At 44.5% G+C, this 16,050-nt stretch carries 12 protein-coding genes and 2 pseudogenes; 4 read left to right on the forward strand and 10 right to left on the reverse strand.

Going from position 1 to position 16,050, the window contains the following annotated elements; genetic code table 11:
* Positions 1-39: 39 nt before the first annotated feature.
* The 8 genes from FCN80_RS22945 to FCN80_RS22975 form a co-directional block, all read right to left on the reverse strand.
* Entirely contained in the window at positions 40-1,386 is a 1,347-nt protein-coding gene (locus tag FCN80_RS22945; RefSeq protein WP_136992668.1) for an enolase C-terminal domain-like protein, read from the reverse strand.
* A gap of 561 nt (positions 1,387-1,947) precedes the next feature.
* Positions 1,948-2,616, reverse strand: coding sequence for a nickel pincer cofactor biosynthesis protein LarB (gene larB, locus FCN80_RS22950; RefSeq protein ID WP_136992669.1), 669 nt, complete (start codon positions 2,614-2,616; stop codon positions 1,948-1,950).
* Positions 2,600-3,454 (reverse strand): ATP-dependent sacrificial sulfur transferase LarE, encoded by an 855-nt coding sequence (gene larE, locus FCN80_RS22955; protein WP_136992670.1) that lies wholly within the window; start codon positions 3,452-3,454, stop codon positions 2,600-2,602. Before larE ends, larB begins: the two co-directional genes overlap by 17 nt.
* Positions 3,441-4,760, reverse strand: coding sequence for a nickel pincer cofactor biosynthesis protein LarC (larC, locus tag FCN80_RS22960; RefSeq protein WP_170975499.1), 1,320 nt, complete (start codon positions 4,758-4,760; stop codon positions 3,441-3,443). The genes larE and larC overlap by 14 nt, the downstream gene beginning before the upstream one ends.
* A gap of 46 nt (positions 4,761-4,806) precedes the next feature.
* Entirely contained in the window at positions 4,807-6,087 is a 1,281-nt protein-coding gene (locus tag FCN80_RS22965; protein WP_136992672.1) for a nickel pincer cofactor-dependent isomerase, group 22, read from the reverse strand.
* Between the two features lie 25 nt (positions 6,088-6,112).
* Positions 6,113-6,760 carry an MFS transporter gene (locus tag FCN80_RS27295; RefSeq protein ID WP_306767921.1) on the reverse strand — a complete coding sequence of 216 codons (648 nt, stop codon included), beginning with the start codon at positions 6,758-6,760 and terminating at the stop codon, positions 6,113-6,115.
* An 11-nt stretch (positions 6,761-6,771) separates the two neighbouring features.
* Positions 6,772-7,491, reverse strand: coding sequence for an MFS transporter (locus FCN80_RS22970; protein WP_306767922.1), 720 nt, complete (start codon positions 7,489-7,491; stop codon positions 6,772-6,774).
* A gap of 269 nt (positions 7,492-7,760) precedes the next feature.
* Entirely contained in the window at positions 7,761-8,504 is a 744-nt protein-coding gene (locus FCN80_RS22975) for an enolase-like domain-containing protein (protein WP_136992673.1), read from the reverse strand.
* A 166-nt stretch (positions 8,505-8,670) separates the two neighbouring features.
* Here FCN80_RS22975 and FCN80_RS22980 point away from each other — a divergent pair, with 166 nt between their 5' ends.
* Complete coding sequence (locus FCN80_RS22980) at positions 8,671-9,576, forward strand: LysR family transcriptional regulator (RefSeq protein ID WP_136992674.1); 906 nt, start codon at positions 8,671-8,673, stop codon at positions 9,574-9,576.
* 691 nt (positions 9,577-10,267) lie between these two features.
* Positions 10,268-11,298, forward strand: a pseudogene (locus FCN80_RS22990) (IS630 family transposase).
* Positions 11,299-11,416: 118 nt separating this feature from the next.
* Here the strand turns inward: FCN80_RS22990 and FCN80_RS22995 are convergent.
* The gene (locus FCN80_RS22995) at positions 11,417-12,265 is read right to left on the reverse strand and encodes a MurR/RpiR family transcriptional regulator (RefSeq protein ID WP_136992675.1); all 849 of its coding nucleotides are present in this window, start codon (positions 12,263-12,265) and stop codon (positions 11,417-11,419) included.
* A gap of 949 nt (positions 12,266-13,214) precedes the next feature.
* Between FCN80_RS22995 and FCN80_RS23000 the strand changes: the two genes are divergently transcribed.
* Positions 13,215-14,564 (forward strand): MFS transporter, encoded by a 1,350-nt coding sequence (locus tag FCN80_RS23000; RefSeq protein WP_230492878.1) that lies wholly within the window; start codon positions 13,215-13,217, stop codon positions 14,562-14,564.
* Positions 14,565-14,805: 241 nt separating this feature from the next.
* On the forward strand, positions 14,806-15,453 hold the full coding sequence (locus tag FCN80_RS23005; protein WP_136992676.1) for an ArsR/SmtB family transcription factor: 648 nt from the start codon (positions 14,806-14,808) through the stop codon (positions 15,451-15,453).
* Between the two features lie 222 nt (positions 15,454-15,675).
* Here FCN80_RS23005 and FCN80_RS23010 read toward each other — a convergent pair.
* A pseudogene (locus FCN80_RS23010) lies at positions 15,676-15,762 on the reverse strand (transposase); the annotation flags it as partial.
* Positions 15,763-16,050: the final 288 nt, after the last annotated feature.

Raw genomic sequence — 16,050 nt, forward strand, 5'->3', positions numbered from 1 at the left:
TGATCCCGAGTCCGTGTGTCAGCAGTCTGAACATAGTGTTTATTTACCACGGCCAAATGCAGGCCGTTTGCGGTCGAACTGCCATCCAGGGACCAGATATTGCATGGCGGTGGCATCGTTACGCGCACCGCCAGGCAGGGTTTTGAAGAGTGCGTTAGCCTTTTCGACCTGTTGCCAGTCCAATTCAATGCCCAGACCCGGGCGTTCCGGGACAGTGATTTTGCCGTTGACAATTTGCAGCGGCTCTTTGGTCAGCCGTTGATTGCCTTCCTGCCAGATCCAGTGGGTATCAATGGCGGTGGGATTGCCGGGCGCCGCGGCCCCTACATGGGTAAACATGGCGAGTGAGACATCGAAATGGTTGTTTGAATGGCAACCCCAGGTGAGCCCCCAGTCATTGCAAAGCTGGGCGACGCGTACCGCGCCGGTGAGCGTCCAGAAATGGGGGTCGGCCAGAGGAATATCGATGGCATGAAGCATGATGGCATGGCTCATCTCGCGCCAGTTGGTGGCGATCATATTGGTCGCCACCGGCAACCCCGTGGCGCGCCGGAATTCTGCCATGACCTCACGTCCGGAAAATCCCTGTTCGGCGCCGCAAGGGTCTTCGGCATAGGTCAATACGTCTTTCATGCCTTTACATAAACGGATAGCCTCTTCTAATAACCAGGCGCCATTGGGGTCAACAGTGATCCGCGCCGCGGGGAAACGGTTGTGCAGCGCCGTCACCGCCTCGATTTCCTTCTCACCGGGAAAAACCCCGCCTTTCAATTTGAAATCTTTAAAACCATAACGGTCCTGTGCGGCCTCTGCGAGATTAACCAGCGCCGCACTGTCCATTGCGGATTGATGCCGCAGGTGGTACCAGGCATGTTTCGCTTTTTCACCCGCCTGATAGGGTAAATCAGTACGTTGGCGATCACCAATATAAAATAAGTAGCCTAATACGGTAACGGCATCGCGTTGCTTGCCCGGGCCTAGGAGTTCGCATACGGGTATGCCTAAGCATTGCCCCAACAGGTCCAATAGTGCGGCTTCCAGGGCCGCCACGGCATTAACACGCAACTCGAACGTCCAGGCCCCGCCGCCGAAAGCGGCGAAATCAGACGACTGATTACCCAAATGTACCTGTTGCACAACATGATTCATGCGGGCCACTTCTTTACCGACCACGTGAGGAATTGACTGCTTTAGCGTCTCAAGGATGACTTCACCGCCAGGTGCCTCTCCGATACCGGTATGTCCGGCGCTGTCTTTCAGCACCACCAAATTACGCGTAAACCAGGCGCTGTGAGCGCCGCCGATATTCAGCAGCATACTGTCATGACCGGCCACCGGAATAACTTGCATCTCCGTAATGATGGGCCCGCTCTGGGTATCAGACATTCATTTATCCTCTTATAAATAAGAAAAATTTTCGCAAAAAAACACCAATCAGGTTATATCCATACGCTTAAATTGCCCAATAATGGGCAGTGTTGCGGTTAACAAACCTGAATACCTTTCTAACTGTTTCTCGATAAATACATTCCTCAATCTGTAAAACTGACCTCAGCGGTCCGTTACATCAAACTTTTCGTCATTATAAATAAGAATAGCCAAAGACTTCATCATGCTTCAGCCCAATAAACCCTATATTAAATCGGTTTTTTTTTGCAAATTTACTATGACATTGTGTATGTAGCCTTTATGAAAAATATAAACTACTTGGTCACGTTCACGGGATGACATATCATGAAAAGCAGAGAATGAGTCACTTCAATTACTCTATGCATAAACATGACCCATGTCACAGATTTTCATTATCAGTTCACTGCCGTTTGTTCTCTTACTGCTTCAGCCGACTTCTGATCCCAGTGCTGTGAAAATGAATAGGCTTATTGCTTGCTTAGCAGCAAAACAATCTCTCAAAAAAGGGAAAACTGGCATATAAAGAACATTCCATCATCAAATATTCAATTTACGATAAATTTTAATCGCCGCTGATGCTGCACCAAAACCATTATCTATATTAACTGTCAACAATCCCCCCGCACAGCTGGATAAGCAGGAAGACAACGCCGCCTTACCACCGGCCGAAACCCCATAACCTATTGAGGTTGGTACAGCAATAATTGGCGTATCAAGCAAGCCGGCGAGTACCGTTGGTAGCGCGGCTTCCATGCCGGCTACAGCGATGATGATTTTGTATTCTGCCAGTTCAGAGAGACATTGCTGTAATCGCCATAATCCTGCCACTCCAACGTCTTGATAAAGCGTGCAGGCAATGCCATGATAATGAAGCGTCATCTGTACTTCATAACACACTTTAGCATCTGACGTGCCACCGGAAACGATCGCTATGGCAGGTTTTGAATCCGGTATCTCCGGAATTTTGCCAAAAATTGCACAATGACATACTGGATTATAGATAAGATGAGTCCGCAAGTTTTCCGGGATACCTGTGAACTTATGTTGGTCGAGGCGAGTGAGTAATACTCTTTTCTGCTTTTGATAGAACAACGATAAAATATCAATCAGTTGTTCAACTGATTTATATTCACATAACACGGCTTCTTCGACACCGCATCGTTGAAGCCGGTCAACATCCAGATTAAACTCACGATTTCCGTTCATATCTATAATCCACTGAAATTTTTTCCCCGACAAAAGCACTTCCTCGAGAGTAGGGGGCAATGTTTATTTTTTTACAATGATGTAGCGAATGAGATAATAATTTTTCAATCCCAGAAATCAATGCCCTGCGCATGACCACGGTCAAGGTGTCTAAAAACGCCTTATCCAATTGCAGTACCACATCATTAATGTATAGCCTCAGTCTGACATTGGATGTATTTACGAACCCCCTAACCCAATCTTCTATATCATCAATTAGTTTTAAATCATCAGAATTTATCGTAATCCCTGTTTCAATACGGCTTGCCAGGCAGGGGGAGGAAGGTATATTCTGCAAATCAGTCAGATTCAAGTAAGCTGCGATAAGGCGGATCCTGGTCTTATCTATACCCAGCTCAATGTAAGGTTGACGGACAGCGAATTCTGAAGCGGCGATTAATCCCGGCCGATAGTCACCTAGGTCATCAATATTACTACCCGTAACAATGGGGCCCGTGCCTAAGGTTTTCAAAGACGAAAATAGACACTTTTTGCAGAAATAACAACGGTTAATAGGGTTCTTTATATAATTTTCTTCTTCGATTTCCCCTGTATTCAATATTGTCAAGTTCCAGCCATATTTTACTGCATAGGTATTCACACGGTCCCGATCGGCAGAGGGAACTGCTGGCGAAGACGAATGCGCTATCAGTGCGGATTGACCGATAGCCTGATTAGCAATATAGGACAGCAGCATACTATCGATACCACCACTGGTGGCGATAATACAGTTTTGTATGTGTGTAAACCAGGAGAATATGTCTTCACTGAGACGTTGAACCAGATCATTCTCTTTCATTTTTATCACCTATGCGACGAGTAGACAAATCGTTAACGACCTCCTGCTCAATCTTTGTTTTTATCCGCAGGCGTGCTTCATGTCCTGAGTAACGATCCTTACAAAGTTCATCTGCTTCCAGTTTACAACTGATATGTTGATCGGGGCGCGAGGCGGTCTTGACAGGATACAAACCTTCGGTTGAACTATGAGAGAAACACTCCCTTGCCAGTAGAGTTCTTTCTGTTTCCCAATATCGAATGCCCAGTGTCGACGTCTCTGTAAATATTGCGGAAACGACATGGGCTAATGCTGTAGGTTGAATCAATATTTCAATCCGATTCATCCATCTTTCTTTTTTCCCCATGACCATATGGCTGGAAATATCCATTACACCCGATGTTTTTCTCAGCTTTCCGATGGAAATCGCCATCAGTTCCTGCGTCATATCGTCAATATCAAATTGAATTATATATATTATATCATGACTGACCGGTATATCGGAGCACGGCGTAGACTCATTTTCATACACCGCAATTCTCAGTGCATTAAGAATATTACCGAGATGACGTTCGCCCAGTCCATAACCAGAATTCGTCAATTGACCCGCAATGGGTTTAATAGGTTCATGCCTCGCCAACCAGGCGAGGATGGCGGCCCCGGTTGGGGTAACTCTTTCACCCGTAATACCGTCATCATGCCACCTGAATCCTGTCAGTATTGACAATGCCGCAGGGGAGGGTATCGGTATCCTGCCGTGTGCGCAATCGACCATTCCTCCTCCCCAAGGCAATGAAGAGAACGACCAAGAAGTGGCTTGGCAAGTATTAATCAAATAGGCGGCAGCGACTATGTCAATAAATGCATCATTGGCACCTACCTCATGCAAGTGTACCTGCTCCACGGGAATGCCATGAATAACGCTTTCTGCTTCAACGAGTATTGTGAAAATTTCGCATGCGCACTGGTATATTTCCTGATGGTTACAGAATCTAGTCAATTTGTTTTTTATTTTCTTCCATGAATAATGGCCGTGTTCTTTCAGGTTCTGGCTAAATATCACCTTATTCTTGTTCCTATTTTGAGAACTTTTAATAAGCATATGATAATTATCATTGATCTTTACTTTTTGTTTTTCAACAATAAAGCGATGACCCAATGCAAACAACCCTTTACCCCGCTGAATATTTACAGATAGACCACTGTCGACGAGGATTGGCTGAATATATGCCTGCAATCCGTTTTTAAGGTTAGGGAAGGCATCTATTATTGCAGCACAGAACATATCGCCAGCTATACCGCCTATGATGTCTAAATGTATATGCATGAAACGCATCTCCAGCCCGTTTGGGCAGTAGTTTATTCTAGGGGTGCTACCATGTATCCAGATCAGAAATATTTCCCGCGCTATCAAAGGCCCATCTGAAAGGTTTGCCAATAACTGTCAAGGCAGGATTGCTACGGATTTCTTCTAACAAGGATACAGAGGCCTGCATGCGGTCGAGTGTTAGCGTATTGCGTAACCTCACGATCCTGAGTCCCTTTAAATCCGCCACATTGCTGGTAAATAGGCAGGCTTTAATAGCCAAGATATCAGAGTCTAAAATAATAGGTACTTTCGCACCGGGTAATGTCGTAGAGGTTAAATGATTGGCATAAACTTGTGCGAAATCTATCTTGTCAAAGAGGCGGCGAGTGATGAACTCGGCCAACCCCAGACCCGCCGCATTGCCATGGCTTTTTTCATGAAGATCTAAAATAGCCATTCTGTTTGTTTTTTGTACAGGGTGTATAAAAGGCGTTCCCACTTTCCCGGTTATATTAGGATCCGTGCCATTACCAGAAAAGTGTTTGCCCATTGTATCAACAATCAATACATCAATTGGATTGAAAGGTATGCTTGGCATTGACTCTTTTGCTTTCTGTAGCAGTTCTTTTTCCCTGGCAAAAATGTCTTCGGCAGGAATGGCGAGTACCTTCGCAATATGATCATAAGCATTTTCCACCGTGGCGACGCCAAAGAGTATCGGCGTATGTTCAATCTTATATCTCCCTATATCAATAATATTATTAGCCATTTGTCCAAAGCCCATCATATGGGCAGCATTCGCGCCTTTTTGTTTTCCAAGCCCGATGACAATCATTTTCAATAGACCACTTTCATAGGTACCGGTGAAACTGGTATGTGGTTTTACTCGATTGATCACCACGATTCCATCAGCTTCCATGGCATTTTTATCCATATGGACTGGAAAACCGTTTACCCGGCCAAGCTCTTCGACCTCCATTGACGACATGATCTGACAACCCACGCTGTCTTCGGTAACACCCAACGCCGCTAAGACATCTCGCTGGCCTTGAGCCGTCGCGCCGCCGTGGCTGCCCATCGCCGGAATGACAAAAGGAACCGCGCCACTTCGTTTGATTTCATCAACGGTAACAGCGACTAACAACGGCAGCGCTGCGATACCACGACTTCCAACCCCGATAGCGATACGCGCGCCAGGTTTCAGTTTATTTTTGATGGCGGGTTGGTTAAGTTGCAACCTTAGCTCTTTTTCCACATCCTTCACTGTTTCAACTGAAAACTTTTGTGTGATGTTGACGATATCAGGCAATACTACATTGGATAAAATATCATCGATTATCGACATTATAAACCTCTCTCCCAGTATGAAATTATTTCTGAACTTCAATAGAACTTTGATGTGAAGAGGATTTCATAGCGTGCGTGACGTGAATATTCACACGCTGTAACTTCCCAACGATAACCCAATAACTCAGTACAGCAATAATTCCATGCACACCGACAAAAACAAGAGCATACTCAAAGGAGTTTGTGGCATTAAGTATATAGCCGATGACCAAAGGTGTAATAATTCCTGAACAATTGGCAAGGGTACCAAATATCCCCGCAGTCAGCCCCACAATTTCTTTTGGCGCCGTATCTGCTATGACTGTATGACCTAAGGATCCAAATCCTTTTCCGAAGAAGGCGCAGCTCATTAGCACGACAACAACAACAGAAGAGTGGGTATAATTACAAGCAATAATCAAAGTACTTAATATTAATCCAGCTGTAATTGGCAACTTTCTTGCTACCGTCAGATTACCGGTTTTCCTATATAACCAATCTGAAAAAAATCCTGAAGATACCCCACCTATACATCCGCATATCGCCGGTATTGCAGCAATAAATCCCGCTTGTAGAATATTAAGACCTTGTTGTTTTACTAGATAAATCGGGAACCAGGTCATAAAAAACCACGTAATCGCCGCAATACAGTATTGACCAAGAAAAATACCACACAGTGTTCTATTAGACATAATTCTTTTTATCAATTGATAATCGGTGGTATTTTTTTCTTAATACGTTCTCTTTCTTCAGTACTGTCCATTTCAACAATACCGCCGCCCTTTTTGATATACTCAAATTCGGCGCCAGTAATGGTCGGATGCGTTGTGGGCAGGTAGAGTATTTTTTGAATGAAAAATACCACGCAAATACCCAGCCCACCCATGACCCAGAAGATATGTTCCCAACCGAATAGATAATCTAGCCAGCCCATAAATGGCGTAAAAATCACAAGAGACAGGTATTGGGCACAATTGAATATCGCGCCTGCTTTACCTCTGTCTTGCGATGGGAACCAGGCAGCCAACACTCTACCTGAACTGGGTGCTACAGGTGATTCCATAAAACCCAGCAAAAAGCGCAAAATCAATAATGCCAAAAAAATATAACTTAACAAATTAACAAATCCCATAAATATGGTAAGTAGCGACCATAACAAGAGTGCACCGATAATGGTCTTCTTAATGCCTAATTTATCGGAAATCCACCCTGCGGGTGCGTGTCCTACGGCGTATGACCAGCCAAAAATTGAAAAAAGCCAACCTAATTGAATTGCATCCAAACCTAAATCTTTTTGCATATGCGGGCCGGCGACTGAGAGTGTTGCGCGGTCGCCTATGCTCAATGTTAATAGCAGCGTGATACAAACCAGTGCCCAATATCGACAATGGCCAATATAATTTCCAGTATTTATATGAGACATGATTGTTTCCTATTAGGGGTCAGAGTAAGTGTTTAACCTTATTTTTATTATAACTATCTTCAGATTACTTACGTGCAAAATAGCCACTATGTCATAATCAGTCGCGCTTGCCAAAGCGTAATTAATGAGAAACTTAAAATAATGTCGTGCTGAGAGCATAAAACGCGCTGAGAATATGCAACGTCCTCGGATTTCATTCTGATTATATTTATTTTCTATAACAATACTATCACGTTTCCAGTGGTTAATTTTTTCATGAAGAGTCAGTCTCAATACAGGTCGGCCAGTAACATGCATTTTACCCTGGCTAATCGCAATTTTTTCATTGAATACGGGTTCGCGCCACTCAATAACGCATTTCCCTCACCAACATAAGACCAACTAGCCGCGGTCTGGAGAACATCTTCTTGACGATCAGGATGTCCCGCCGTTATTTTGATCCCACTCATACCCCTTTCAAGCGACCTGTCCGCCGCGCCCATCATTTCTTCCATGGAAGCTTGCAGATATCCGCCAGAAGTATTGTCGCAAGGAACCGCATCGTGTAACGAATCTGGTTGTTTTGCCAGGGTCAATCCGGCTTGTTTTGATGTTAAGTGCCGGCGCATGGTATTGATGGTGGCGATGGCTTGGGCTGATAGACCACTTCTGCCAACGGAGGCCGATGCCCAGACTAATTTCATCCATAATTTGGCAATATTACAGTGGTCCTTGCCGAGAATAGCCGGGACAACTTCACACGCCAAAACGAATTGCGCTACTTTCCGAACGCGTGGGGGAGTGGTAAAACCTAACCCTTTTAATCCATGCCCAGTCCCAATTTCCGCTTTTAACAGAGAAACCGCCGATAATTCTTTTTGTTTTCCCGTTAAAATTGTTGCATTACTTACCGTTTTTTTTAAAAGCACATTTACAGAAGATAGATAAATTTTTGTGATGCATTCGTGGTTTACTTTATCAGTATCAGTGAGAATTTTTTTTGTGTTATAGTTATCTGATTGGGAAGGGTTCATCTTTGATTACACCTTTCTGTTAACTCAAAAATGTGACATAAACCTCAAATTTTTGTTAATATGAGACTTATGAACTCATACTTTGCTGATATATATATTATGATGGTCGTCAAAGTTTTTATTGTCTAATCCAAAAAAGGTATCATTTATTACTGAGGGGAAATCAATGTTTGAATTAGGACAATTACGTTGCTTTATTGTCGTGGCAAATGAATTAAGTTTTCGGCGAGCAGCGCACAAACTCAATATGACCCAGCCACCATTAACTAGGCAAATTCAAGTACTTGAGCATCAAATCGGGGTGCGGCTATTTGATCGTTCCACACGTTCGGTTACACTCACTGTCGCCGGTCAGGCATTTCTCCGTGAAGCGATACACGTTATCGAACAAGCGGATTTTGCTGTTCAAACTGTGAAACAGATCGCATTTGGTGAAATGGGGAACATATCGATTAGCTTTGTTGCGAGTGCTGTTTATGATTTTCTGCCAAAGGTCATTCAAAGTGTGAAGGAAAGATATCCTCATATTGTTTTTAATTTGAAAGAAATGCCAACACCTGCTCAAATCAATGGGCTTCAGTTACATCGCATGGACCTGGGAATAGTTCGGGATCCTCCTTTTATAGAAGATTTTGTGAGTGAATTGCTAGTTAGCGAGCCGTTCATATTGGCTATCCCGGCTTCCCACCCTTTAGCTGAAGTAGAAGATTTATCAGCCACTAGTTTGACACATTATGGTCTGATCACTTATTCATCATCTGGCTGGCGCCCGTTCCATGATATGATAGCTATAGCGCTACGACGAAATAAAATTCGTCCTAAGATTGTATATTCGTTTGAAACTAGCGTAACTATTTTGGCCATGGTGAATAGTGGATTAGGTATAGCTCTGGTCCCCGCGTGTAGCCGTATCGTTTCTTTCCCTAATATAATATTTAGAGAATTTGATTTAGATCCTGAACTTCGTAGTAATTTGTACTTATTATGGCGTAAAGATAATAATAATCCCGTATTACCCACTATTTTAGATTCGTTAAGATTGAAGGCTCGGCCATCTTATGCAAGAGAATAATCTCCAAAACGTAGTTAATTGAGCTACATTTTACCAGCAAGGAATGACTCTTCGCCATCTACCCGCCGCGAGTGAGAATGCGGCGACTTTCCTTTATAAAGGTGAAATCCTGTACGTTCTATTTAAACAACAGTTACCGAGCGGGGAACTCATCATGCTATATTTTATGAATCAGGTAAGATTTTTTCTCACCCATCAAGTGAATCGCCACGGATAATCTAGATACTTTCACTCTATTGATAATTTTGGTTTTCATATTTGAGAACGTTAGAATTCTGTGACATGCTAAAAATACTAGGCTGTGTCCCTTAACTTAACAACCTCTTCAAAAATAACCGGATCGCTCCCAGTTTAAGCATACTCAGATAATTTCTTGCTGTTTTTCTGAGCGTGTTGCGATGCGGCGGTTTTCTTTTAATGCTGCAAAGCAGCACTCCACGATATTGCGTTTTTTATACAACCCAGTATTGAGTTTTCTGCATCCATCCTTACTGGCCTTCTCATTTTGCTTAAGTAACGAGCCAAATTAAAGGACTTTTTGTGGGTAAATCATAGAACTAATTGTACAAAAAATAGTTACGGGACACACCCTAAATAAGTGTTCCAAATAGTAGATCAGAAGGGAACCCAGCCCGGATTGTACGATCTGATCAATCGCTAAAAAGAAACAAATCACCAACCGGACTGAGCGATGCCGATCATAGCACCCATACCTCGTACCGAACGACGCCTTATGCAGAAAACGATTCACCAAACCCGGGATAAAAATCATGCCCGTAGACTGACCCCCGTGCTGATGTTGCATCGGGGTGACCGGGTCAGCGATGTCGCTAGAACGCTCTGCTGTGCCCGTTCATCCGTCGGGCGCTGGATTAACGGGTTTACCCTTTATGGCATCGACGGTCTGAAATCACTTTCTCCTGGACGTGGGCGTCGCTGGCCTTTTGAGCATATCTGCGCGCTTTTACGTGAGTTGGTAAAGCACACGCCAGGTGACTTTGTCTATCAGCGCTCACGATGGAGCACGGAGCTGATGGCAATAAAATCAGAGAGATAACAGGCTGCTGCCTGCATGCTTCTACCGTGCGATGCTGGTTACCTGCCGCCGGTCTGGTGTGGCGCAGAGCCGCGCCTACACTGCGGATCCGTGACCCGCACAAAGATGAAAAGATGGTGGCGATAAACACAGCACTGGCACAGTGCAGCCATGCACATCCGGTGTTTTACGAAGATGAGGTGGATATCCATCTCAATCCCAAAATCGGCGCAGACTGGCAGAGACGGGGACAGTAGAAACGTGTTGTCACGCCGGGCCAGAACGAAAAATACTATCTGGCGGGGGCACTGCACAGCGGCACAGGCCGGGTCAGTTACGTGGGTGGCAGCAGTAAAAGTTCGGTGTTGTTCATAAACCTGTTGAAACACCTGAAAGCGACTTACCGGCGGGCCAAAACCATCACACTCATCGTTGATAACTACATTATTCATAAGAGCAGAGAAACGCAGTGCTGGCTGAAGCAAAACCCGAAGTTCAGAGTCATTTACCAGCCGGTCTATTCACCGTGGGTGAATCATGTTGAACGCCTGTGGCAGGCGCTGCACGACACTATCACCCGAAATCATCAGCGCCGGTCAATGTGGCAACTGTTGAAAAAGGTACGCCACTTTATGATAACGGTCAGTCCGTTCCCGGGTGGCAAGCATGGACTGGCAAAAGTGTAGCGATATTAGGATCACTTATTTAAGCTTCGACAACACCGTTATTGAGAACTACACCATTATTGAGACCGGCAGCCTGGCGGCAGGCTGCTTTTTTTGCATGATGTGTTTCCATTGGCTATTATTTAGCTTCTTCCTCCGAGTTACTCAAAGCTAAAGAAACCGCTAGGGTTTGCGCCAGACACATGGACGCCACCTGAGAGCGGAAGCCATCCACCTGGGCTTCCCGAATAACAAATGAGACCTCGCTAAACGCCGCTAGCGGACTGACCTGGCTATCGGTTATGGCTATCTGTTTCGCCCCATTTTTAGCGCCAAGATCCACCAATTCCAGCGTCTCTTTGGCATACGGGTAAAAACTGATTGAAATTACTACATCCTTAGCCCCCACCATGCGCAGATGCTCGTTAAACATGCCACCAAGCCCATCAATAAGAAAGGTTTTTCTGTCGGTATGGCGTAATGCATAGGTGAGATAGCATGCGACGCTAAAGGACCGGCCGAGACCGATGATATAAATGCTTTGTGCATCTTTGAGCAAGTCGATGGCACGGGAAAGCAGCGATTCATTTATCTGGGAAGGCAAGCCTTGCAGCGCTTGGGAATTAACCATGGTAAAAACTTTCAGGATCTCCGATGGCGTTTCAGGACGTCTTCCCCCTTCGCTTTCAGAAGATTGCCGAAAAAGTTTAGCCCGTTCGGTATAATTAGGCGTCCCCTCTAGCATATGTTGCCGAAAAATCTGTTTCATTTCATTAAAACCATTGAAACTGAAGGCGTTGGCAAAGCGAATCAACGTCGAGGGGGGAACTTCGGCGTGATTGGCAATAGTGGCGATGGTATCCAACGCGACGCTATCAGGGTTATCCAAAACATACCTGGCCACTTGTTTCAAACGTTTGCTCAATGTGTCATACCGGATATAAATTTCGTTATGCAACATGTCAAACTGGTTGGGAGTTTCGGTCATTGTTTGTCCTGTTAGAATAAAAATTCCGTATTGCAGCATTCTAGCAGATGGTGCATTGAAGTGCGATATCCCGAGATTGAGCTAGGCGCTTCAGGCAATCGCCCAGGGCGCATCTGCCAACGCATGGCAGCATACTTGAAAATTATTCCTTAATTCAATAAATTGACAAAGATCACGTAACTGGGTCGTCCCCAGTTCTTCCGTGGTCGGCAACACGGCGATATGCTCTCCTGCGTCGCGCTGACGTCAAAGGTCGCTAGCGGCACAGTTCAACTGCCCAGCGTCCCTATGACGATGTCGGCGGTCCAAATATAGCCACCCATGCCGTCGGTGATAATCATCACAATCTGACGTAACGTCCAAAACGGCAATGTCGCTCCGTCCAGTAGCGTATCTATCGTGGTGATGTCCGGTATAGATCTCGACCACCCGCGTAAAACGCAAGACCTGTGTGGCCATATTCATCCAGGTTTGCTTCGTGAGTCAGTCATTGATAAGCGTGCCCACCAGAGGCTAATCAGAAAAAGGATCCCAGGACAACGCCCGTGCTGAGGATGGCCCAGCCCCAATCAGGGTATTGGATTATGGACATGGTATTCACCAGATAACGAGAGGATTGCACTCTATGCAGTTTTAACATAACTCCAATACAAGATAATGGTGTTTCATCTTGTCCAACTATCAATTATCCAGTTATCTTTCAACTGGATTGTGAAGCCTATTATAAGGTTCTTTCGATTGAGAAGTTGTGTATACCAAGCTAACTATCTATAATAATTTTTGATTGTAAACTGACTTTCTATATCCTATGGAGGTCGTTTTTGATTTACAACTTATGCGCCTATCGTTACACTTATCCAGTTGGTTGTCCTCTTTGCGGCGTCCTACTTTGTAGGATTTACCAAATAAAACATTAAAGTGTAGCGACTAAGGCTAAGGGCTTGCGTTCATGCCATTTATGAAGCCAACTTTTGCGGAACGCATCACTATTAATAGCCGAGTGGCGATGCGGTTTGTATTACTTATTGGGGTGCTCAGTTTTTTTGCCGATCTTACGCACGAGGGTTCGCGAAGCATCCTGGGACCGTTTTTGGCTTCCATGCAAGCCAGTGCCTTGATCATCGGTATGGTAACCGGGTTTGGCGAGTTGATGGGTTATGCAATACGCTATTTCTCTGGGCGCTTTGTGGACACGACGGGCCATTTCTGGCCAACGACGATTACCGGTTATGTCGTGCAGATGACTGCCGTACCCTTGTTAGCGCTAACCCACTGTTGGCAAAGTGCGGTTATTTTCATCATCCTAGAACGGATAGGGCGCGCTATCCGCAATCCTCCCCGCGACGTCATGCTATCTTATGCGGCTAAAAATATCGGTGGCTACGGTTGGACTTTCGGCATTCATGAAGCCTGTGATCAATTGGGAGCCATGTTTGGTCCGTTACTGATGGCGGGTGTACTTTCATTTGGTGACAATTATCAGTTTGCCTTTATTGTATTGCTTGCGCCGGCGTGCCTTAATATTACTTTTGTATTGATAGCTTACCGGTTGTATCCTCAACCGCAAGAATTGGACAAGGAAACAGCACTTGCAGCAGGCAAGGCTCATTTTCCCAGCATATTCTGGATTTATTTAACCGGTGCTTGTCTAGTGGCCATGGGATTTGCTGATTACCCCCTGCTGGCTTATCATTTCAACCATAAAGATGCTATGCCAACGCAATGGATTGCCATTTTTTATTCCGTGGCAATGGCGGTCAGTGGCGGTTCGTCTTTATTATTTGGACGACTGTTTGATCGCTACGGCTTTAATGTACTAATCGTCCTGACGTTATTAACTTCACTGTTCGCTCCTCTCGTTTTTCTTGGGGGCTATAAATTAGCGCTGCTGGGGACGATTGTCTGGGGAATGGGAATGGGAGTACATGAATCGATTATTCCTGCGGCTGTAACACCTATGGTGCCAAAACAACACCGTGCTGCTGCATTTGGGCTATTTATCGCAGGTTATGGTATTTTCTGGTTTATTGGCAGTGCGGCTATAGGCCTTTTCTATGATCGATCACTCGCCGTAACCATCATTTTTTGCATTGCAGCCCAATTGCTCGCTATTCCACTATTCTTATGGGTCGGACGCCATTCCCCCCCCCTTTTTGACAGGTTAGATGACCGTCCCGGTTGCGGTAGGAATAGCTGTTACCGACTCCCCCTCGCACAGATCTGGACGCACGCGGCCAACGCATCCGGTATTTTTAGTGAACGAGCAAGCAATTTCTGTATCAGGCTATATCTAAATTGAACTTCTCTAAGAGGGACAGCTAACAGCTAATGTAGTGCAATATCAGGTTATGTTCTGTTTCTGGCAAAGGGTGGCTATAGGTTAACGAGTTGATTGATCTTTTTATCTATAATCCATATGAATACATTTGATTTTTTTGCAGGACCCATCTTGAACGACTTTCCGATGTCAGCCAAATCTTGGTTATTCACGTGCGTACAAATGATAAAGATGTTATCCTATGCCAGGTTAGGAGGCTGGTATGAACTCAGAACTCAATAATGAACACTTTGAAAAAATTGCTGAAATTGCTAAAGCATTCAGTAATGGTCGCAGATTACAGCTCATAGAGCTTCTCTATCATGGAGAGAAGTCAGTTGAGCTTATGTCAACGATTCTTGATGCTGGGATAACCTCAGTATCCGCGCACCTGCAAATTTTAAAATCATCAGGTATAGTAAAAAGCAGGAAAGAAGGAAAAAATGTGTTTTATCGTATATCTGATGATTCAGTGATGTTGCTTCTTGATAATTTAAAAAAAATACCAGTGCATATCCACTTTGGAGAAGGCGATACTTACCAGAGGCTATTGCCAAACATATCTCTGGGAGAGTTTATTCAACGGTTTGAATCAAAAGATGCTGTTATAGTTGACGTTAGGCCTAAAGACGAGTTCTGTAATTTCCACATACCTGGCGCAATTTCCGTTCCGATTGATAAAATTAATGAATGGGCATCTTCTTATTATGGGAAAACTGATGTAATCGTATATTGTAGAGGGATTTACTGCATTTTATCTTCGCAAGCAGTTTCTGTATTGAATGGGAAAGGAATTAATGCTTACATTTATCAAAATGGCATTAGTGAATGGCGAACGGCTGGTTTACCTGTTATAACCAATGCAGTTTAAAGGCTTTGTAAATTCTTTTTATCGCTATTAGGGGTTAGATTGAAATCCAGCGTTAAATCAGGTAATTTTTCCACTCCTTCCATAGCGTAACCATCTTTCCATGTATATCAGCCTCAAATTTCATCCTGTTGATAAGTGATCACTGTAACACCAGAACTTCATTGTAATTGCCATATTTGTTAGCGTATTCCCAACGGTAGCTGTCACCGAAGTTGGCAGCTACCGGCACACATCCTTCACATGCCGACCGTCTTCAACTTCTTTCAGAACCCGCAGGATCTGAGTTTCAGTGAAACGCGCTTCCTCCATGATGGTCCTCCGCTGGTTTTATTTTAACCAGAGAACTCTATTGCTCTGTAAGACTAAATTCAGGGGGGCTACAGGATGTATCAACTTCAGATTAGAGACAAGGCCAGAAGATATTGAGCAGTAGCGAAGATAACATGAGCAATGAGTATATAGACAATTGTCGAGATTGGTGATGATGTTTTAAGAGCAAAAAGTCCTCCACCCATTCCAGGTGATCTTGACCCGTTATATTCAGACAGCTTTTATCTCTAAGTTAGTGTTATCCGTCGGCTCCGGTATTCCCTCGGT

The sequence above is a fragment of the Martelella alba genome, from assembly GCF_005217455.1.
Taxonomy (GTDB): Bacteria; Pseudomonadota; Gammaproteobacteria; order Enterobacterales; family Enterobacteriaceae; genus Acerihabitans.